Below are 19212 nucleotides of genomic sequence, written 5' to 3' on the forward strand. Positions count from 1 at the left end.
GACAAGATATCAATGATAGAGGAAGATGGGCAAAACAACCAAAACTGGTGAAACTTAAACTAACATTTTTGGTGAAATTTATATTGACATTAACAGCTATCATTTAATCACTATGTCATTTCTAGGAACACAAAGAACAGTTATAGTTTTTCAAAAAAGGATTAAAAGGAAGTTTAATTGAATATATAATGTACAAGAAGCGGTTTATCTATATGGTTGACCGCTTTTAGAATAAAAAGGCATATCTTATTTGAAGAATGTGAAGAAAACATTATTCAAGTAAAGTTATAACTTGAAATATGAAAGAAAATGAACTATAATTTAATTAGTCAATTAATTGACTAATTAAATTATAGATTGGTGATGAAGATGGATAAAGTAGCAAAGAAGAATGCATATTTGTATTGTAAATTTAGAGATGAGCAATTTGCTCTTTATGATGAGTATGCAAAAAGAAATGGACTATTAATGAATACTCTGCTTGTTTTAAATGTTCTTTATTATGCCAAAGAGGGTATGACACAAAAAGAAATATGTCAGCGTACATTTAATTCTAAGCAAACAGTGAATCTTATTATAAAAAATCTTTTAAAAGATAATTATGTAGAATTGAAGGAAGATACAAGCGATAAAAGAAATAAACTTGTTGTTATGACGAACGAAGGAAAAATGTATGCTAAAGTTCCGGTAACACATATTACATGGGCTGAGGACAAAGCAATGTCAATGTTTAGTGAAGAAGAACAAGAATTACTTATTCGTTTATCAAGAAAATTCACACAAAACCTGACAATGCTCATCAATGGAGGAGATGAAGACAATGATTATTAATACTGGTGGTAGAACAGATACTGTACAATATTATACAAAATGGCTTCTAAAGCGTTTTGAGGAGGGATATGTTCTTTCAAGAAATCCTTTGTTCCCTAATAAAGTAACTCGTTATGAATTAACACCTGATAAAGTGGATTGTGTCCAATTTTGTTCAAAAAATTATAAACCTATTCTAAATGATTTACCCAAGATCATAAAACGTTTTCATACTTATTTTCATTATACAATTACTGCATATGGCAATGATATAGAGCCTGGAGTGCCAACCATTGAACAAAGTATTGAAACATTAAAAGAATTATCTTTGATTGTTGGAAAGCATCGTCTTGCTTGGCGATATGATCCTGTTTTATTAACTGAAAAATATGCGATTTCATATCATTTGCAATGTTTTGAACGTATGACGAAAGAGATAGCCCCTTATGTTGATCGCTGCATTTTTAGTTTTGTGGAGATGTATAAAAAACTTGAAAGAAATATGCCAGAGTTGATTCCACTTACAATTCAGGATGAAGATATACTGGCAAAAGGATTGGGCGAAATTGCTGCTAAGTATGGTATGATTTTGCAGACATGTGGAACAAATCATGATTATTCAAAATATGGTATTCTAAGTTCTGGCTGTATGACATTAGACATAATAGGTAAAGCAAATAATATTACTTTTAAGAAATTGAAACATAAAGGAATGCGTCAGGGATGTCATTGTATAGAAAGTAGAGATATTGGAGCATATGATACTTGCTTAAATGGGTGTAAGTATTGCTATGCAAATAAATATCCTAAAAAGGCTCATGAAAATTATCAATACCATGATCCAGATTCGCCACTTTTGCTTGGAAACATTAAAGAGACAGATACTATTGTACAAGGCGTTCAAAAAAGCTTTATAGCGAAAGATAAAAAGGGAAAGGGAGATACTGATGGAATTTATTGATGTGGTAAACAAAAGAAAGACAAGTAGAGTTTTTTTAGATAAAGATGTTGATTTTGATTTAATAAAAGAAATCATTGAAGCTGGTATAAAAGCACCAACATGGGATCATAACAGGAATTGGCAATTTATCATTTTGCGAACAAAAGAAGAAAAGGAGCACGCTTTTGGGTATGCTAAATGGATTGCTGATCATTTTGATACAGGCAAGTATGAAAATAAAAGACTAACATTAGGACAGAAGATGTATGCGTATGCTATGCCTAAGCAATATACAATGTTGGTAGATTGCCCTTATGTTATTGTTCCAGTATTCAAATGGAAAAAATTAAATGCAGAATATGTTAGTAAATTAAATCCATTTTCAAGCATATGGTGTGTTATTGAAAATATATTCCTTGCTGCAACGAATGTGGGATTAGGCTGTTCAATGAGAATCCCTTTAAACAAAGAACATGATATAGTACGAGAAAAACTTGGAGTACCAGAAGGATATATTTTACCTGTTTTTATAGGAGTAGGTTATCCTGATCCAAATGAAGTTGTTCTTGAGCAGTATGCACCAAAAGTTGAAGAAAAAATTCATATGGGTAAATGGTAATATAAGAAGTGAGAGGAGAAAATATGGAGTTTAATGAAGTTATAAAGAAAAGAAGAATGACAAGGGAATTTTCAAATAAAGAAGTTCAATATTGTGATATAGAAGCGATTATAGAGGCTGGATCTTTAGCACCTACTTGTAATCATTTAAGGCAATGGGATTTTGTTATTATTGATGATAGAATGATCATAAATATTCTTGCTAAATGTGTAAAAAATTATAGTTCAAGTGCAAGTAAGCCTAAAAATCCATATGAAGATATGTGTAATTATGCATTTCCTAGACAACAGTCAATGATAGAAGAAGCTCAATTTATCATATTGCCAATTATTAAAGAAAATTCTTTATATAAAGCGACGAATATGTTTTCACTTATGCATTTTGCTGATACTTGGTGTGCTATTGAGAATATGTTTTTGAAAGCAACCGAATTAGGTTTGGGTTGTTCTATGCATGTACCAAGTATGGAAGAACAAAATAATATATTTAATTTAATAAAATGTAAGAAAGGATATGCACTGACTTGTATTATCGGTATAGGTTATCCAAGTGAAACAGCATATTATCCAGAGGAAATAGAATTTGATAGAAAAAGAATTCATAGGAACAGGTGGTAAAAAGTCATGTCTGAATTACCTGAAATTGAAAGTGTTGTCTATTTTTTAAGACCTCATTTAGTTAATAGAACAATCAAAAAGGTTATACTTGAAAAAGAAAGTATTTTAGTCAATTGTTCAAAATTAGAATTAATTGATCATTTAACCAATCGAACAATTATTGATTTTTCAAGAAGAGGAAAGATTTTAATATTTTCTCTTGATGATCAATCGAAATTATTTATTCACCCAAGAATGGTAGGACAACTCATAACCTGTTATAAAGAGTTTCCAGAAATTAAGCATACTCATTTTATAATGGAATTTGATAATGATGAAGAATTTCGTTATATTGATGTAAGAAGGCTAGGGAAACTATACTACTTGAGAGATGGAGAAGATGTTTCTGTTACAGGAATAAATAAACTTGGATTAGAGTATAATAATTCTCAATTAGATATTGATTATTTAAAATTACATCTATCTCATTTCAAAAAGACAATTAAGGATGCTCTTTTAGATCAATCCATCATCACAGGAATTGGAAATATTTATGCTGATGAAATACTGTTTTCAGCTGGAATTATTCCTAATAAAAAGGCAAAAGAACTGTCAGACGATGAAATAAATGACTTATTTATTTCTATTCAAGACACTTTAGATAATTACATAGAAATTAATGAATCAGTAGGGTATGACGAATATTTGAAAGGAGAAGGCAGAGATTTTAAAAACATGCACATTTTAAGATTATATGATAGTGAGATTTGTCCAGCATGTGGGGACAAGCTTACAAGAATAAAAATATCATCTAGGACAACGGTATATTGTCCTCACTGCCAAAAGTAAATATGACTATAAAAGAAGTGAACGTAAAAAGTATATTAACAAAATCAAATTTACCTGTATCTGATTATTCAGTTAACCCTTATATTGGTTGTATGCATGGTTGTAAATATTGCTATGCATCTTTTATGAAAAGATTTACCAATCACCCCGAGTTATGGGGAACATTTGTAGATGTCAAATATTGGAATGTAATAAAAAAGCCTCAAAAATATTCAGATAAGGAACTATTTATAGGTTCAGTAACAGATCCTTATCAGCCTGTGGAAAAAGTTTATAAACGAACAAGGGAATTTTTAACACAAATGCAAGGGGTTCCTTGTAAAATAAGTATTGCAACGAAATCTGATTTAATTATTCGAGATTTAGATTTAATAAAGTCATTTCCAGATGCGCGTGTATCATGGTCAATTAATACATTGGATGAAAACTTTAGAATGAATATGGATAATGCAGTAAGTATAGAACGACGCTTTAAGGCTATGAAAATCTTTCATGATGCTGGAATAAGGACAACGTGCTTTATATCTCCAATATTTCCAGGGATTACTGATGTGAAAGCTATCATACAGCAAGCAAAGAATTGCTGCAACTTAATTTGGTTAGAAAATTTAAATTTACGAGGCGAATATAAAAAAGTTGTTTTAGACTATATTTCATTGAAATATCCTCATCTTATTCTACTTTATAATTCCATTTATAATAAAAATGACAAGAGCTATTGGTATATGCTGGATAAGGAAATAAAAGAGTTTGCCAAGCAGGAAGGTTTTATCTATGTATGCAATGATGATACGATTAGCCATCCTTTTGAGGAGCCTCCAATTATAGTTAACTATTTCTTTCATGAAGAAATAAAACGTTCTGCAATGAATAGAAAGTAATCTTATTATAAAAATAAGATAATTATTATTGTTTCTTAAGAGAGCAAAAGAAAACTACAAAAACGAGAAAAAGCCTTTATTTAAGGGCTTTTTTTCATATTCAGTGGTTTTATGAATTTTCATAAAAAGTGGGAGAAGTGCTATAAAATTTGGAAAAAGTGGCTCAGTTGGTGGAAAATAAGCAACAAATAAGCAACAATTTGGCGTAAAATCTGGCGTAATTTTTGGCGTAAAGTTGGCGTAAAATTTCAATCCCTCGCTGACATTGTTTTATCCATGCGATAGAATGATAGTGTGGAAAGCGTAAAGGAGTGAAAATTATGGAAACTATCAGTCTGGCAGCAGAAGTCATAGGCAGAAGATTATCAGAAATACGCAATGAAAGAAATCTGACAATTCAAAGAATGGCTGTCAATGCGGATATCGATCCTAAACATCTGAAAAAAATGGAAAACGGAATATCAGAACCCTCAGTACTTGTACTTAATAAAATCATGAAAAGCATAGGTGGAAATCTAACTGACTTCTTTGATTACCACTTTGATGAGATATACTTTTTAGTCATTGAAGAAAGAGGCGATTGCTTTGAGAAAGAGTAGTGTCTTAAGTGATGATGAAAGAATTGAACTTCAGGCCCTGGGGAGACGTTTAAGAGAGATAAGAGAAGAGCAGGGAATAACAGTGGCAGAACTGGCAAAACTTGCAGGAGTGGATCGCGACAGCTATTCAAGGGTAGAAAAAGGAGAGAGAAATGCTTCACTAGGAATCATATTCAAGATAGCCGAAGGATTGGAGATATTGCCATCTGAAATATTCAATAAGGATTATCTTGAATTGCATAATGAATTGAATAAAGAAAGAGAGATTGATTCCATACTGACTGAAGATTTTTGTAAGCTTGTCAATAAACGCAAGGTTATATCACTTATAAAACGATATAGAAAATCAAAGCATATCAGCCAGTATAATCTATCATTAAGAATGGGAATATCACGAAATGTCATTAACAATCTGGAATATGGCAGAGGAAAAATCAATGCTGTGCTGTTAAAAGCAATAATGAGTGTGATGGATATGACGATAGAGCAGCTGCTTAATGAAATAGGAATGAGCTAATTAGATAGTCTGGTGTTCAAATATGAACATCGTTTTTTACCTTGTATTACTCTAAATAAGATGTCATAATAGAGTTGATAAAAGAATTAGAATTTATGAGATAAGAGGATGCTAACAGGATATTATTGTACAAATATCTTTTCTGGACAAGCAAAAGAATTGATTGCTTTTTATAGAGATACATTAGAAATACCTTTCATCAAGACAGACGTAGATTTGACCAGTGGAGTTTATTTTGGTTTTTTGGAAAACGCACCAACACTTTATATATGGGATTGTAAAGTGTTCAATGCAGAGCCTACGGGACATCAATCATTTGTTTTTCAAACAGATGATTTAGATTTAACGAAGGAATGTTTGAAGAAGAAAAGTGTTGCTATATCAGAAGCGGTTAGATATGATTGGGGAACTTGCGAAGTTCACTTAAATGATATTGATAGAAACGAAATTGTAATAATAGAGTTTGTGTAAATTATAAATACTGGTTCATTGAGTTCATACATGAGAATACAATAACAGTATTATAAAAAATAATGTGAAAAATAAATTTGAAGTCATAAAGGAGAAACAGTATGCTGGATATAATACATAGTGCAGAGGGAATGGTTACTTTAGTAGGACAATCATTATATGATGTATGGAATGAATTATGCAGTTTAATTGATGAAAAATATGAAATGGAATGCTTATGGAACAAAGGAGGTAAAGCGTGGACTTATGAATATAAGTACCGTCGTTGTTTCAATAGAGAAATTATCAATTGTTAGTGCTATTATGAATTATTACTAAGAGAAAAATAAGAATTTTGGAGGAAGCTATGGAAAAGAAAATAGTTGCATGGGAACCGTGGTTTTTTATATTTTTCGGTTTATTTCATTTACATAGAATATGGGGGCTGTTTGATAGAACTGCGTATGCTCGATTTTGGATTGGTATATCAGAAAATAAAGGATTATTTTATTTTATATTGATGGGTACATTGGCTTTCCTTTGCGTTTTAGGGGTTGTTACATTTTGCAGGAACATACATAATAACTATTGGTGGAGATGGATATATTTATTTGGTGGTATTTATGTGTTATTTGATTTATATGCGATTGCTGTTGGCTTAGAATTCTGGAATAAATTTTTATTGTGGATGTATGATGTGAATTCACCTTATTGGAATCTTATATGGTTTTCTTTTGTGTTGCTTGGTGGCTTTGTATTTGTATTAGGCATAAAATTACTTATACAAAGGAAAAAATAAATTCTAGTTTAGCGGACTGGACAAATTTCAGTTTATGTGATTATAGGTGTTCAAATATGAACACCGTTTTTTAAATCTTGTATTCTAGATTAGAAGATGTCATAATAGATTTAATGCAAGACAAACCATAATTTGTGTAGAGGGGAATTTATATGAATGAGTATATTGTTGATTTAGAGCAAGAATTATCTTTGATAGAAAATGGTTTTAAAGTGGAAGAAAGCAGAGCCTTAAGTGATTATAAATCTCATGATAATGAATTTATTAAAAAGTTGGCATTTTTAGCATACAAATCTATGGTATATCAAGTAAGAATGTATGCCGTATTTCTTTTTGGATATCTATCAGAAGATGAAAATATTTTAGTTTTCATGAGAGATACAGTTTCTAATGATGATAACTGGAGAGTTCAAGAAATATTAGCAAAATCATTTGATGAGTTCTGTAAGAAAAAAGGATACGAAAATGCTATTCCAATAATTGATGAATGGTTGAAAAACAGCAATCCTAATACTCGAAGGGCAGTTACAGAAGGTTTAAGAATTTGGACGAGCAGACCTTATTTCAAGGAAAATCCCACGGAAGCGATTGAACGATTAGCTGATTTGAAAGAGGATTCCAGCGAATATGTTAGAAAGTCGGTAGGTAACGCTTTAAGGGATATAAGTAAAAAATATCCAGATCTAATTAAAACCGAACTGGATAGTTGGAAATTGGAAAGCAAAGAAATCAATCAAGTATATAAATTGGCAAATAAGTTTGTTAAGTAACAAATTCCAGTTTGCTTGATTTCAGGTGTTCACATTTGAACACCTTTTTTTAAATCTTGCATTCTAGTTTAGAAGATGACATAATAAACTTAATAGAAGGAAATTGGAATTTATTGGAGAGAACTATTATGTCAAATATAAAATTAAGAAATACATTCAAGTCATATACTATGATATTTATAATCGGTATATTAGTAGGATGTATATGTAGGTTGCTGGATTACTTTCCAGCAGATACGCTATGGAGTTTTTCATCAATTCAAACGCTGTTAGGATTTTGGATTATTACTAATACTATCATTGTTCTGTTAAGCACCTCAAATATTTGTGCAGGAATTAGTTCGTTCTTATATATGTTTGGAATGACATTTAGCTTTTATGCCTTACAAGCAATATTAGGAATGTTTATACCCTTGTTTTCTGGTGCATTTCGCTTTTCGCTATTTGTATTGTTCACCGTTCTTTCAATCTTTTGTGCAATAGCGGCATTTATTCTATATTACTGGAATAGGGAAGACATTTTTAGCTCAGTATTATATTCTTTACCAGTAGGAGCATTAGCTGCTGAAACAATAGTAATTTTTATTTATTTTTTGGAACATCATACATTCCTGTTTCAGTTTTTGATGGATATTATAGGTGCTGTTTTGTTTGGTATAATATTTTTTAAAAAAGTAAAATATAGAAAAATGTATATTGCTGGAATTGTATTAAGTACTTTAGTATTCTATTATATTTTTCCCTGGTAGATTATATTTACAAATCCCAGTTTGTTTGATTTCAGGTGTTCAAATATGAACACCGTTTTTTATCTTGCATTCTAATTAATAGGATGTCATAATAGAGCTAATCAAAGATAAATTAGAATTTGTAGAGGTAGGAAAATGCTTGAAGTTAAATTTTATGATAATGTAGATGATAGATTATTAAAATTTGCAGTTATTATTTCTAAGTCAAATGGTCAATGGGTATTTTGTAAGCATAAGGACAGAAATACTTATGAAGTACCAGGCGGACATAGAGAAAAAGATGAACAGATTTTAGATACTGCAAAACGTGAATTAAAAGAAGAAACTGGTGCCATTGATTTTACAATTAAGCCTATTTGCGTGTACTCTGTGAAAGGAAAAACAAGAGTAAATGAGAATACAAATGATGAAACATTTGGAATGCTTTATTTTGCAGATATTCATTCATTTGAAGAAATACATAGTGAAATAGAAAAAATTATTTTAATGGACGATTTAGTGAAAGATTGGACTTATCCATTAATTCAACCTAAATTGATCGAAGAAGCAAAGCGTAGGGGAGTTATATAAATTATAACCCCTTTTTCTATACTATAAGTGATAAACATATTCGATAATCAATACTTTTGATCTATTATTATAGTAATGTGAAGATTATTATATGCAAATAATATATTTAATAAGACAATAATGTCACAATTCATGACAAATATTTGATTGGAAATTAATTAATTACAATTTTATAATTAAGTGTAATTTACTTGTGCTTTTAAAAAATTTGATAATCAATATGTAAATGGTTATATATTTTTAGAGATGAGAAAATGTTATTGTGGGTAATAAAATTAATTATGTCTTAGATGATTTCTATATCAGGATACTTTATTTTAGTTTTGATAATTATAAAATTACAGATAAAAATCTAAGAGAAGCTTACGATTAAAAAAACGTTTAAGAACTGATTGTAAATGGCTTGTTGGTGTTGTTAAAACCATTAAAATGAAATGGATAACACTTTTACAATACATAAAACATGGACTTCATGTTATGTTAAAAGTGAGAAGATAATGCCAGATGCAGTTTTGTATACAAAAGTAATGAAAATTACCTTAACTAAAGATTATAAGTATATGTAAACTTATTTCATTAACACAAGAAAATATATCTGGTATTGTAGAATACGATTTTATAATTCTTAATAAAGAAGAGTATAAAGTATATTATAAAAGGACTACACAAGAAAGGCTGGTAGGGGATTATAATTAATTGCTAATCAAAGATTATTTTATAAAAGAAATAAAAACGATGAATTAAAAACATAGATATAAATCGAAAGGGGTAGATTATTATGTTCTTTTATAGTAAACATTACAGAAGATTTCTCTACATGTTGGAGGAAGTTCTATGAATACTAATGATTTTTTACAACTATCAAAACGTAATATTTTTCATACTTTTATTAAATGAAAAGATGAGAGTGATTCAAAGTATATTCTAAACTATGCACCATCAATTATTGTTGAATTTAATGATGATGAGCTAGATATCAAGGATTTTAATACAAGGAAATCTTTATTAAAAATTAAATATACAGAAATGGTGTCAATTAGTTTATCTGTATGTTCTAGGTTAATGGCTATGAGATTTGTCCCAACCAAAATGTATGATATAGAATATATTATTAAAACAGATTCCAATGGATTTCATTTTGAATGTAAAAATCCATTAATTTGGAAAGAGATATTAAAAATTTTAAACAATCATCATGTTAGCATAATAGATCCACTATTTCTTGTAAAATGTATAGAAAATTGTGATCAAGGAGATGGTTTTTATGATTTTTGTCAAAAGAATATTGCTTCTTGGAAAGAAAAGTATAATGTTTTAGATCCAAAAGTTGGAGATTCAATTAGAAAATAGATAAATATCTATGTTTCATCGTTTTATTTTTGTTAAATTTCCTTTTTAAAGAATGAGGAATACTCTCATTCTTTTTTTGTGATAAAAAAGTGATTTAAGCATCTTTCAATCAATAAAATTAACATATAATAGAGATAATATCTCATTTGTTTGTTGATTTTATTGATGATAAGCCTATAATATAAATAAGAGGTGATTATTATGTTAATTCAATTTAATTTTAAAAATTTTAAATCATTTAGGGATGATGCAACACTAGACTTATCGGCAACTAAGATAAGTGAGTTTAATGATAGAGTAATAGAATTAGGAAATGAAAAGATATTACCAGTTGTTGCAATATTTGGAGCAAATGCCAGTGGTAAGTCAAATGTACAGCAGGCGTTTTCATACATGGTATATTATGTTTTACGTTCATTTGCGTTTGGTGGGGATGCTGATGAGAAAAAAAGCAAAAGTGAATTTATGCAACCTACACCATTTTTATTTGATAGTACCAGCAAAGATGCACCATCAACGTTTGAAGTTTATTTTATTGGAGAAGAAAAGGATAAGTATAGACAGTACAATTTTGGGTTTAGTGTAGATAAAAAAGGTGTTTGTGAAGAATGGCTTAATGTTTGTGCAAAAAGTGCAAGAGGAAAATTTAAACCAATATTTTATAGGAATAGAGATAATAATGAATTAGATTTAAGTGGTTTACCCAAGAAGGTTCATGATAACATAAAAACTTCATTACAGAATGAGACGCTTATTGTATCTTTGGGTGCAAAATTAAAAGTTGAGAAATTAAAGTATATTCGCGACTGGTTCTTGAAGCATGAAATGGCTGATTTTGGAGATCCTTTTGAAAATTTATTTCTTTCTAGATATACACCTGATGGTTTTTCAGATAATGAGAATGTTAGAAAAAAAGTAGTAGACTATTTTTCGTCTTTTGATAATTCCATCATTGATTTTAAGGTTGAAAAACTAAAAGAAGATGAAGATGATAACGAACATTTAAAAATTAATACAGTCCATAGATTAATTAATTCTGATGAAACTGTTACTTTACCTTTGCAGGAGGAGTCAGCAGGAACGTTAAAAATGTTTGCCTTATATCTTTCTTTACAGGAAGTCATGGAAACAGGTGGTGTACTATTTGTTGATGAGTTAAATTCTAGATTACATCCATTACTTGTGAGAAACTTTTTAATCAATTTTCTTGATTCTTCCATCAATAAAAATCATGCTCAAATTATTTTTACTACTCATGATTCATGGACATTATCAAATAATTTATTAAGACGAGATGAGATTTGGTTTACAGAAAAAGATCGTGATGGTATTTCATCGTTGTACTCATTAGCTGATTTTGTAAATGAAGATGGTCAAAAAATAAGAAAAGATGAGAATTATGAAAAAAATTATCTTTTAGGTAAGTATGGGGCAATTCCAGAATTGAAGTCAATGATAGTGATGGAGGATGAATAATTTATGGGAAGAGGAGATAGATGAGGCAACAGAAAATCTAGAGAACAATATAGAAAAAGAGGAGTTCCAGAGTTAGGATATTATTATATTGTAACTGATACTGATCAAACGGAAAAGAATTATTTAGAAGGATTAAGGGACTCTATACCAGAAAAATTAAGAGGAAAGATTGTGATAAAGGTTACTAAATCGAGGACAGTAGATTTAGTAAAAACATGTAAAGAAGGAGCATCTCTATATCCACAATACAGTGAACCGTGGATTATTCTTGATCGTGATCAAGTAAAAGATTTTGATAGTATTGTAAGGAATGCTCAGCAAAATGAAATTCATGCTGGATGGTCAAATCCATGCCTTGAAATTTGGTTGCATGCTTATTTTGGTAGTATGCCTAATATTCAAGATTCTGTTAGTTGTTGTAATAAATTTGCAACTGAGTATGAGAGAAGAATATGTCAAAAATATGATAAAGCAGAAAAAGATTTGTATAAGAAATTATGTGAATTTGGAAATGAAGAAAATGCGATTAAGATAGCTCAACAAAAAAGGAAGCAATGCATTGAAAATGGATTATCCGTTCCTTCTAAAATGATACCTTGTACAATGGTAGATGAATTAATAAAGGAAATAAGACAGAAGTCACAAGAATGAAAAATATGTGGTCAATATGATACATGATAAAGAAGGAATAACGAAAATAGCGATTGCTTATTAAGAACAATCGCTATTTTTATAGAAAAATATACTTGTTAATCATTTGCTTCAAAGCCATTTTTCTTATAAAGTACAAGAAATAAAACTGTTGCAATGATGATTTCAACAATTAAAATAATTATACTATTTATTTGAAATGGATGAGCATTGATGCTAATTTGATTTGCAAAGTCCATGATAACACCAGTAAATGTGAGAGATGATATTGTATCAAGAATAGGATGAATACCATTTAACATTGGTAAAAGTAAAAGCACTAGCATAAATGGTGTTGTTATCATACTTGCATTCATCTGATCTTTTGAATAAATACCAATCAGCATACCTACAATTGTGCCGATAAGACTTGATAAAGTTGTTAACAATAAGTAACATCCCCATTGCATAACTGTCATAGATAAACCAGTGATAAAAGGAAGCAAAGTATTAACAACAATGGATTCCATAAGAACAGGTAATACACTACCAAAATAAAATTCCATCCCATTAACTGAAGATGTCATCAGAACTCTTAATGTATGTTTTTCTTTTTCTTCAGCAAGTGAACCTGCAACACAAAAGATACTGCACATACAAATATTCATAATAACACAGTTTGCTAGTGTTGATGGACTCATTTTTCCACTTTCCATATAGACACTAGACATAAATCGCATCAAAAGTGCAAAACCTATCGAAAATAATGGCATGATGATATATGTCTTATCAAGTAAAGTTTTACCTTTCACTTCCATAACTGCTAATAATTTTCTTAAATGAATACTTTTCATTCTAAGCCCCTCCCTGTTACCTTTAAAAATACTGTTTCTAATGTTGGTTCACATGAGTGTAGTGTTTCAATACGGTTTTCTAATAACCACTCATTGAGTTGTGATAAATCTTCTCTTGTTTGATGAATCACATATTCTTTTTTATCATCTAATAAAACATGATATTTCTTTTCAGTGTTGTATTTTAAACATAACTGATGAGGTGTTCCAAATTCAACAATTTCACCATCATTTAATAATGCTACATGGTCACAGAGTTTTGTGGCTTCTTCCATGTTATGTGTTGTTAAAAAGATAGCCATTCCTTCACTTTTAAGTTCTAGTAAGAGTTGATGAATTTTTAAAGCAGTAGAAGGATCTAAACCACTTGTCGGTTCATCTAAAAATAAGACTTTTGGTTTATGAAGAATTGCTCTGGATAGAACTAAGCGCTGTGTTTGTCCTTTTGATAGTTTTGAAGCAAGTTTATTTTTGTGCTCTAATAACCCAACTCTTTCTAGCAAAATATTAATCTCTTTTTTATCTACACCATGTATTTTAGAAAAATAACGAAGATTATCATAAACTGTTAATCTTTCATACACTCCACTCATATCAGTGACGATTCCAATTTGTTCATAGATTGTCTCATCAATGTTTTTAGAATCAATACCAAAGATACAAGCTTCTCCTGATGTCTGATGCAGCTGACCAGTGATAATCTTAATTGTTGTTGTTTTTCCTGCTCCACTGGGTCCTAAAAAACCTAATATTTCTCCTTTATGCAGGATAGCATTAATATCTTTTAAGACAAGTTCGTTATTGAATTTCTTTGAAACATGATTTAGTTTAATAATTTCATTCATATACTATTCCTCCTTCATCACGTTATATCTTAAAGAAAATAATATAAAAAAGTGAAATGTTTCCTAAAAGGTCACTATGACTTCCTAATTAACAAAAAAATTGGTTACTGTGAACCAATTTTGCTTAATAAATTTGATTTTTCTTTTCTTGATATTGGTATAGACTGTCCTGCTATTGTGAGTGTTTGATGTTTTAAATCAACAGATTCAATCTTATCAATAGAAACCAAATAAGAGCGATGAACTTTAATAAAGTTTTGAGATAATTCTTTTTGAATATCAGAAATATTCCCTAAGAACTCAATATATTGATTTTTTCCATAAAGAATAACATAATGAGAACGAGAAGATGTTTCAAAATAATAAATGTCATTTAGCGGAACATGATAGATCACATCACTGCTTTTGATTGTATAACAGGCAATGGGATCTATATTTTCTGTTTGCAGTTTCTCTATCAATGATGATAAACAACCAGCAATAGACTCAGTAAGTTTTTCTGGTAGATCTTTAACGATATAGTCAAACGCTTCTAAATGATACTGAAAAGTTTTGTATGCTAAATCCTTATAGCTAGTAATATAAATAATTGAACCATTAGGATCAATTGCACGAATTTCTTTGCCTAACAAGAAACCATCAAAATCCTTATTTTTTAATTCAACATCTAAAAAATATAAATTACGCTTTGTTTCTTCTTTTTTTATTGCTGATAAGAGTTCTTCTGGCGAAGTTGTTGAACAGGCAATTTCCATATCGTAATTTTGAATAAGTATTTGTTTGGCAATTATATCAGTTATTTTCTGACAGATGATTTCTTCATCATCGCAAATAAACGCCTTAATCATTTTCTTCACCTCGTTTGATAAAAATATCTTGAATAAACTTTTGTTCTTTTATTTCCGTCATATGTGAAATACAGTTATAGGAGTTTATAATTGCTTTTAGACTTGTAAGCCCTTGGCCACTATGATTATCTTTTGAAGAATAACCTTCCTGATAAATCTTCATCATATCAACATCATTATAAATTGTATTTTCTACAATTATATGCAATCCTTCACTTTGATTAGAGAGAATCAATGTTATTTTACCTTTATGTTCTTTAACTTCTTCAATAGCATTATCCATTAAAATGCCAACAATCCTACACAAATCAAATGTCTTAATAGGAGTCTTATTAATTGGATACATAACCTCTAAATGAAATGCAATATCATTCTTATCAATCTCTGTCATCTTTTGAAATAGAATACTTTTCAATTCAGTGTTGATAATTTTTGATATTTGGTTTGTAAGATTCATTTTCTTATCAATATTTTCATCAAAATCATCAATAAGCTGGTGTAAATCTTGTTCAATAGCTTCAATATTTCCTTGGGTTGATTTTAAATAGAGAGATGTCATCATGTTTTTAAAATCATGTTTAAAACTTCTCATATTCTGGTGAATATTTTCTAAATCCTTAACATATAATTCTTGTTGTTGTAAAAGAATTTGTGAATATTTCTTTTCTTCTTGAGTACGGATAAGTGCAGTATAGTTTTTTGAAAAGAAATAAATAATAACAAGCAGGATAATAAGTAAAGTAAATTCAGATATATTAAAGTTAAATGTTTCTCTATTAATAATAATACGAACAATAACATAAGATAAATCAATACCAATAGATATCAAAATAACTTTGAATAATGATGTTTCCTTTTTGTCTAAGAAATGCTCTAAAAAGGAAAAATCAGACTTACGAATAAAGTAAGATAATAATACATCACTTACACATACAGCAATGAGTGAGGCAAATAAATAAGTATAAGTATTGGTATTTGCAATGGCATAACAGAAATTGTTAAGAATAAAAAAAACAAATTCATACAAACACCATGATATAGATGAAAATAAAGTTACTCTTTTCAAATTTTTATCTAAGACAAGATAAACCGTTACAACTAAAACGAAATAGTTAGATAGATTAATAAATGATAAATATATTGCTGTAATCAGTAATTCATTTTGCAAAGTTGTCGTAAGATATTGATATAGAAAATCTAGGGCTTTTGTAAAAATGGGTTCATATATAATGGTTGCTAAGATAGTTATGATGATAGACTTTTTGATAGAAATTTTATTTCTGCATAGTCTCTGATAAGAAAATACAATAAACAGCATCATTAAAAGGTTTATAAAGAAAACAAGTATATCATATAGAAATGTTGACATGTGTTTACCTCCTCAAATAGATGGAAATATGAAAAAATATGTGTATGTCGCAATCAATAATTCTTTGCAATTAAACACTAATTATTTGTTTTTAAATTTTTATTCATCTGTAACTGTAAAAATATCTTCAATGGATGCATTAAATACTTTAGCAATATTCCATGCTAGAACAAGCGAAGGGTTATATCTTCCTTTTTCAAGATTGCCAATTGTTTCTCTACGTACTCCCACAAGCTTTGCTAAATCATCCTGTTTCATGTTATGTTTTGCTCGAAATTCTTTGATATTATTCTTAATCATTTTCTAAGCCCCATTTCTCTTTTAAACCATAATAAGCAGTTGATAAAGAATACATTATGATTGCTATAGACCAACCATATGATAATCCTGTTGCCAATGCATTATGACTAGTATTGCTTTCTACAAGAAAGGAAAATAGAGTCATTAAAGCAGTGGTAATCATACCACTGTAGAAACCACGTGCTGCTGATTTACTCATATATTCTTCAAGCATTTCATCAGATTTCATAAACCAGTAATCAAAATCAATAACAAATGCAAAAAAGAGAAGAAAACTTTTTTCGTTGGTGATAATACCAAGAAATCCTATAAGGGAAAGAAACCCCATTGATCCATACATAAATTTTCTTAGATTCATAATTTATTGCTCCTTATGTGGTATATTTCTATCATTATGATATAAATATACCACATATTTTTTAAAAGTGTCAACATAAAGTTATTATGTGTTATCAAAGCATGTTTTTTTGTTAGAAGAATATGTTCATTGAGTATTACTTATAAAGTCTTGAAATGATATATTGTTAAAATATTTGACAAAGTTCTAAATATCTTTGGTAGAAAAATGAGAATAATTTAATATCTTTTTTATAGGAGAGATAAACAAGAATGGGTTTAGAAAATAACATTTTAGAAGCAAGAAACACAGTATCCAACGATGATGAGTTGAGTAGAAGAAAAATACAAGTAAAAGGATGATTGATATGAATATAAAAATAAAGATTAAGGAAAAGCAACAATTACTTTTTATTGCTTTAGGATCTGTGATAGGGTTAATGATAGGATTCTTACTTTCTAATTATATGGAACTTGATACAGTGCAAACATTGCAAGAATCTACGAGAATATTAGGTAAAGAATTATCAGTGCAAAGTGCATCTGATTTAATTCACTTTCAAATGACAGCAGCTTTATATGGACCTATTTTGTTCAGGATTATTTAATGGAACATATTTATTTATAAATTTATATAAATAAATAAGTTATTTTATCAGTGAATAATAATATATGCTGATATAATATTGTCATATAAAGAACTAACACTTAAGTCATTAAAACATATATTTAAAGGTGTTAAAATATGGATACCGTTTTTAAATCTTGTATTCTCGTTTATAAGATGTCATAATAAATTTAATGAAAGAACAAATGTGAATTGAGTATCAGGTATATTATTATAAATACATAGAGGATGTAAAAATGAAAAAGACAATATGGAAAAATCCAAATAATTTCAATGAATTAGAAGTTAATGAGAATTGTTTAATAGACAATAGAACTGGAGAACAATTTATTAAAGATGAAAATGAAATTATTCAATTTATTCAAAAAGAGGAAATAGATGGTTCAAATAAAAAGAGTACAGATTTTTATAATAGTTTTGCACCATTCTATGAGATAGGTCAAAAGATTTGGTATAGTTTTTTTGGTGGAGAAAAAAAGGCAAGAATGGATTACTTAAATTATCTTGATATTAAAGACAATATGACAGTATTAGAAGTATCTATTGGAACAGCAGCAAATGTAAAATATCTAACAAAAAATGCAGATTATTACGGAATAGACATATCTATGGGACAACTTCTTCAAAGCGTAAAAAATAAGAATAAATATAAGTTACCGATTACACTATGTTATGCAAATGCAGAGAGTTTACCATTTAAAGATAATTCATTTGATGTTGTTTATCATATTGGTGGTATAAACTTATTTAATGATAAACAAAAAGCCATTTATGAAATGGTTAGAGTTGCGAAAAAAGACGCTAAAATAATGATTTGTGATGAAACAGAGAAGGTTGCACAAAAATATGAGAAACTGCCTTATTTTGGGAAGCCATTTAAAAATAGAGAAAAAATAGTTCCACCTATTAATCTGTTACCAGAAAATGTTGAAAATATAAAAACAATGGAGATAAGAAAAGGAACATTATATATTATTACTTGTAATAAAAAATAATTTTAAAATATGTAATTAGGATTTTATGAGGCGATAAAACGTGAGCTATTAGGAGATATGAAAGATTTTTAGTTTTTAATATACCTTTTCCATTTATTTCTATATTAGATTTATTTAAATATCATAGTAATTATTTTAATCATTCAAAGAAGATTGTTATTGAGTTAGATGAAAATATAACAATGTATAATGAAAAAATTGAAACGATAAATATTTATATTGATAATGAATAACGAATTATAAAGAAATAGAATTGAACAGCAAATTACTATCATAAAGGTTTGCAATGATATTAAGAGGAAACGATATAGAAAATCATGTTAATGATAAAATAGTTATTATTGTTTTTTAAGAGAACAAAAGAAAGTTACAGAAACGAAAATAAGCGTTTACTTCATTTATAAAAGTCTACTATAAAATGAAAAAACAGGG

General features: G+C 28.8%; 25 protein-coding genes. 19 read left to right on the forward strand and 6 right to left on the reverse strand.

The genetic code is table 11. From position 1 onward, the window contains the following. Positions 1–369: 369 nt before the first annotated feature. From EDD60_RS13210 to EDD60_RS13290, 17 genes are all read left to right on the forward strand, one after another. A complete protein-coding gene (locus EDD60_RS13210; protein WP_066443804.1) occupies positions 370–831 on the forward strand; it encodes a MarR family winged helix-turn-helix transcriptional regulator in 462 nt (153 codons plus the stop codon). Next, positions 821–1771, forward strand: coding sequence for a DUF1848 domain-containing protein (locus EDD60_RS13215; protein ID WP_132226490.1), 951 nt, complete (start codon positions 821–823; stop codon positions 1769–1771). The genes EDD60_RS13210 and EDD60_RS13215 overlap by 11 nt, the downstream gene beginning before the upstream one ends. Next, positions 1758–2369 carry a nitroreductase family protein gene (locus tag EDD60_RS13220; protein WP_066443810.1) on the forward strand — a complete coding sequence of 204 codons (612 nt, stop codon included), beginning with the start codon at positions 1758–1760 and terminating at the stop codon, positions 2367–2369. The genes EDD60_RS13215 and EDD60_RS13220 overlap by 14 nt, the downstream gene beginning before the upstream one ends. Before the next feature lie 23 nt (positions 2370–2392). Then, on the forward strand, positions 2393–2986 hold the full coding sequence (locus EDD60_RS13225) for a nitroreductase family protein (RefSeq protein WP_066443811.1): 594 nt from the start codon (positions 2393–2395) through the stop codon (positions 2984–2986). Between the two features lie 6 nt (positions 2987–2992). After that, positions 2993–3814 (forward strand): bifunctional DNA-formamidopyrimidine glycosylase/DNA-(apurinic or apyrimidinic site) lyase, encoded by an 822-nt coding sequence (gene mutM, locus EDD60_RS13230; RefSeq protein WP_066443813.1) that lies wholly within the window; start codon positions 2993–2995, stop codon positions 3812–3814. Positions 3815–3816: 2 nt separating this feature from the next. After that, entirely contained in the window at positions 3817–4695 is an 879-nt protein-coding gene (locus EDD60_RS13235; protein WP_132226491.1) for a radical SAM mobile pair protein B, read from the forward strand. Positions 4696–5015: 320 nt separating this feature from the next. After that, a complete protein-coding gene (locus tag EDD60_RS13240) occupies positions 5016–5294 on the forward strand; it encodes a helix-turn-helix domain-containing protein (RefSeq protein WP_066443513.1) in 279 nt (92 codons plus the stop codon). Further along, positions 5281–5811: a helix-turn-helix transcriptional regulator gene (locus EDD60_RS13245; RefSeq protein WP_066443511.1), complete on the forward strand. Its 531-nt coding sequence runs from the start codon at positions 5281–5283 to the stop codon at positions 5809–5811. Before EDD60_RS13240 ends, EDD60_RS13245 begins: the two co-directional genes overlap by 14 nt. A 108-nt stretch (positions 5812–5919) precedes the next feature. Next, a complete protein-coding gene (locus EDD60_RS13250) occupies positions 5920–6282 on the forward strand; it encodes a VOC family protein (RefSeq protein ID WP_066443509.1) in 363 nt (120 codons plus the stop codon). 101 nt (positions 6283–6383) lie between these two features. Further along, entirely contained in the window at positions 6384–6578 is a 195-nt protein-coding gene (locus tag EDD60_RS13255) for a DUF3788 family protein (RefSeq protein WP_066443506.1), read from the forward strand. 50 nt (positions 6579–6628) lie between these two features. Then, positions 6629–7060: a hypothetical protein gene (locus EDD60_RS13260; RefSeq protein WP_066443503.1), complete on the forward strand. Its 432-nt coding sequence runs from the start codon at positions 6629–6631 to the stop codon at positions 7058–7060. A 152-nt stretch (positions 7061–7212) separates the two neighbouring features. Further along, the gene (locus tag EDD60_RS13265; protein WP_066443499.1) at positions 7213–7830 is read left to right on the forward strand and encodes a DNA alkylation repair protein; all 618 of its coding nucleotides are present in this window, start codon (positions 7213–7215) and stop codon (positions 7828–7830) included. Between the two features lie 128 nt (positions 7831–7958). Then, positions 7959–8579 carry a hypothetical protein gene (locus EDD60_RS13270; RefSeq protein WP_066443496.1) on the forward strand — a complete coding sequence of 207 codons (621 nt, stop codon included), beginning with the start codon at positions 7959–7961 and terminating at the stop codon, positions 8577–8579. Positions 8580–8714: 135 nt separating this feature from the next. Continuing rightward, a complete protein-coding gene (locus EDD60_RS13275) occupies positions 8715–9149 on the forward strand; it encodes an NUDIX hydrolase (RefSeq protein ID WP_066443494.1) in 435 nt (144 codons plus the stop codon). Between the two features lie 1068 nt (positions 9150–10217). Then, positions 10218–10499 carry a hypothetical protein gene (locus EDD60_RS13280; protein WP_066443491.1) on the forward strand — a complete coding sequence of 94 codons (282 nt, stop codon included), beginning with the start codon at positions 10218–10220 and terminating at the stop codon, positions 10497–10499. A 201-nt stretch (positions 10500–10700) separates the two neighbouring features. Further along, positions 10701–11975, forward strand: a complete 1275-nt coding sequence (locus EDD60_RS13285) for an AAA family ATPase (RefSeq protein WP_066443489.1) — start codon at positions 10701–10703, stop codon at positions 11973–11975. A gap of 87 nt (positions 11976–12062) precedes the next feature. Further along, the gene (locus EDD60_RS13290; RefSeq protein WP_207905372.1) at positions 12063–12626 is read left to right on the forward strand and encodes an RloB family protein; all 564 of its coding nucleotides are present in this window, start codon (positions 12063–12065) and stop codon (positions 12624–12626) included. Between the two features lie 98 nt (positions 12627–12724). Here EDD60_RS13290 and EDD60_RS13295 read toward each other — a convergent pair whose 3' ends face one another. The 6 genes from EDD60_RS13295 to EDD60_RS13320 form a co-directional block, all read right to left on the reverse strand. Then, complete coding sequence (locus tag EDD60_RS13295) at positions 12725–13459, reverse strand: ABC transporter permease (protein WP_066443487.1); 735 nt, start codon at positions 13457–13459, stop codon at positions 12725–12727. Next, positions 13456–14304, reverse strand: coding sequence for an ABC transporter ATP-binding protein (locus tag EDD60_RS13300; RefSeq protein WP_066443484.1), 849 nt, complete (start codon positions 14302–14304; stop codon positions 13456–13458). Before EDD60_RS13300 ends, EDD60_RS13295 begins: the two co-directional genes overlap by 4 nt. A 104-nt stretch (positions 14305–14408) precedes the next feature. Beyond that, entirely contained in the window at positions 14409–15152 is a 744-nt protein-coding gene (locus EDD60_RS13305; RefSeq protein ID WP_066443480.1) for a LytR/AlgR family response regulator transcription factor, read from the reverse strand. After that, complete coding sequence (locus EDD60_RS13310; protein WP_066443478.1) at positions 15145–16521, reverse strand: sensor histidine kinase; 1377 nt, start codon at positions 16519–16521, stop codon at positions 15145–15147. Before EDD60_RS13310 ends, EDD60_RS13305 begins: the two co-directional genes overlap by 8 nt. A 99-nt stretch (positions 16522–16620) precedes the next feature. Further along, a complete protein-coding gene (locus EDD60_RS13315) occupies positions 16621–16821 on the reverse strand; it encodes a helix-turn-helix transcriptional regulator (RefSeq protein ID WP_066443476.1) in 201 nt (66 codons plus the stop codon). After that, positions 16814–17179: a DUF3796 domain-containing protein gene (locus tag EDD60_RS13320; RefSeq protein WP_066443474.1), complete on the reverse strand. Its 366-nt coding sequence runs from the start codon at positions 17177–17179 to the stop codon at positions 16814–16816. Before EDD60_RS13320 ends, EDD60_RS13315 begins: the two co-directional genes overlap by 8 nt. 346 nt (positions 17180–17525) lie before the next feature. Here EDD60_RS13320 and EDD60_RS13325 point away from each other — a divergent pair, with 346 nt between their 5' ends. Both EDD60_RS13325 and EDD60_RS13330 read left to right on the forward strand, forming a co-directional pair. Further along, positions 17526–17765 (forward strand): hypothetical protein, encoded by a 240-nt coding sequence (locus EDD60_RS13325; RefSeq protein ID WP_066443467.1) that lies wholly within the window; start codon positions 17526–17528, stop codon positions 17763–17765. A 256-nt stretch (positions 17766–18021) separates the two neighbouring features. After that, entirely contained in the window at positions 18022–18780 is a 759-nt protein-coding gene (locus EDD60_RS13330; RefSeq protein ID WP_066443464.1) for a class I SAM-dependent methyltransferase, read from the forward strand. Positions 18781–19212 lie beyond the last annotated feature (432 nt).

This window comes from Longibaculum muris (assembly GCF_004343035.1).
Taxonomy (GTDB): domain Bacteria; phylum Bacillota_I; class Bacilli_A; order Erysipelotrichales; family Coprobacillaceae; genus Longibaculum; species Longibaculum muris.

What these genes read in the sequence shown, in the direction of transcription:
- EDD60_RS13330 (WP_066443464.1), top strand. Translation starts at nt 18,022, where the DNA reads ATGAAAAAGACAATATGGAAAAATCCAAATAATTTCAATGAATTAGAA.
- EDD60_RS13250 (WP_066443509.1), top strand. Translation starts at nt 5,920, where the DNA reads ATGCTAACAGGATATTATTGTACAAATATCTTTTCTGGACAAGCAAAA.
- EDD60_RS13315 (WP_066443476.1), bottom strand. Translation starts at nt 16,821, where the DNA reads ATGATTAAGAATAATATCAAAGAATTTCGAGCAAAACATAACATGAAA.
- EDD60_RS13285 (WP_066443489.1), top strand. Translation starts at nt 10,701, where the DNA reads ATGTTAATTCAATTTAATTTTAAAAATTTTAAATCATTTAGGGATGAT.
- EDD60_RS13295 (WP_066443487.1), bottom strand. Translation starts at nt 13,459, where the DNA reads ATGAAAAGTATTCATTTAAGAAAATTATTAGCAGTTATGGAAGTGAAA.
- EDD60_RS13215 (WP_132226490.1), top strand. Translation starts at nt 821, where the DNA reads ATGATTATTAATACTGGTGGTAGAACAGATACTGTACAATATTATACA.
- EDD60_RS13260 (WP_066443503.1), top strand. Translation starts at nt 6,629, where the DNA reads ATGGAAAAGAAAATAGTTGCATGGGAACCGTGGTTTTTTATATTTTTC.
- EDD60_RS13270 (WP_066443496.1), top strand. Translation starts at nt 7,959, where the DNA reads ATGTCAAATATAAAATTAAGAAATACATTCAAGTCATATACTATGATA.
- EDD60_RS13310 (WP_066443478.1), bottom strand. Translation starts at nt 16,521, where the DNA reads ATGTCAACATTTCTATATGATATACTTGTTTTCTTTATAAACCTTTTA.
- EDD60_RS13280 (WP_066443491.1), top strand. Translation starts at nt 10,218, where the DNA reads ATGAGATTTGTCCCAACCAAAATGTATGATATAGAATATATTATTAAA.
- EDD60_RS13275 (WP_066443494.1), top strand. Translation starts at nt 8,715, where the DNA reads ATGCTTGAAGTTAAATTTTATGATAATGTAGATGATAGATTATTAAAA.
- mutM (WP_066443813.1), top strand. Translation starts at nt 2,993, where the DNA reads ATGTCTGAATTACCTGAAATTGAAAGTGTTGTCTATTTTTTAAGACCT.
- EDD60_RS13225 (WP_066443811.1), top strand. Translation starts at nt 2,393, where the DNA reads ATGGAGTTTAATGAAGTTATAAAGAAAAGAAGAATGACAAGGGAATTT.
- EDD60_RS13255 (WP_066443506.1), top strand. Translation starts at nt 6,384, where the DNA reads ATGCTGGATATAATACATAGTGCAGAGGGAATGGTTACTTTAGTAGGA.
- EDD60_RS13240 (WP_066443513.1), top strand. Translation starts at nt 5,016, where the DNA reads ATGGAAACTATCAGTCTGGCAGCAGAAGTCATAGGCAGAAGATTATCA.
- EDD60_RS13265 (WP_066443499.1), top strand. Translation starts at nt 7,213, where the DNA reads ATGAATGAGTATATTGTTGATTTAGAGCAAGAATTATCTTTGATAGAA.
- EDD60_RS13305 (WP_066443480.1), bottom strand. Translation starts at nt 15,152, where the DNA reads ATGATTAAGGCGTTTATTTGCGATGATGAAGAAATCATCTGTCAGAAA.
- EDD60_RS13325 (WP_066443467.1), top strand. Translation starts at nt 17,526, where the DNA reads ATGAATATAAAAATAAAGATTAAGGAAAAGCAACAATTACTTTTTATT.
- EDD60_RS13300 (WP_066443484.1), bottom strand. Translation starts at nt 14,304, where the DNA reads ATGAATGAAATTATTAAACTAAATCATGTTTCAAAGAAATTCAATAAC.
- EDD60_RS13220 (WP_066443810.1), top strand. Translation starts at nt 1,758, where the DNA reads ATGGAATTTATTGATGTGGTAAACAAAAGAAAGACAAGTAGAGTTTTT.
- EDD60_RS13210 (WP_066443804.1), top strand. Translation starts at nt 370, where the DNA reads ATGGATAAAGTAGCAAAGAAGAATGCATATTTGTATTGTAAATTTAGA.
- EDD60_RS13320 (WP_066443474.1), bottom strand. Translation starts at nt 17,179, where the DNA reads ATGAATCTAAGAAAATTTATGTATGGATCAATGGGGTTTCTTTCCCTT.
- EDD60_RS13235 (WP_132226491.1), top strand. Translation starts at nt 3,817, where the DNA reads ATGACTATAAAAGAAGTGAACGTAAAAAGTATATTAACAAAATCAAAT.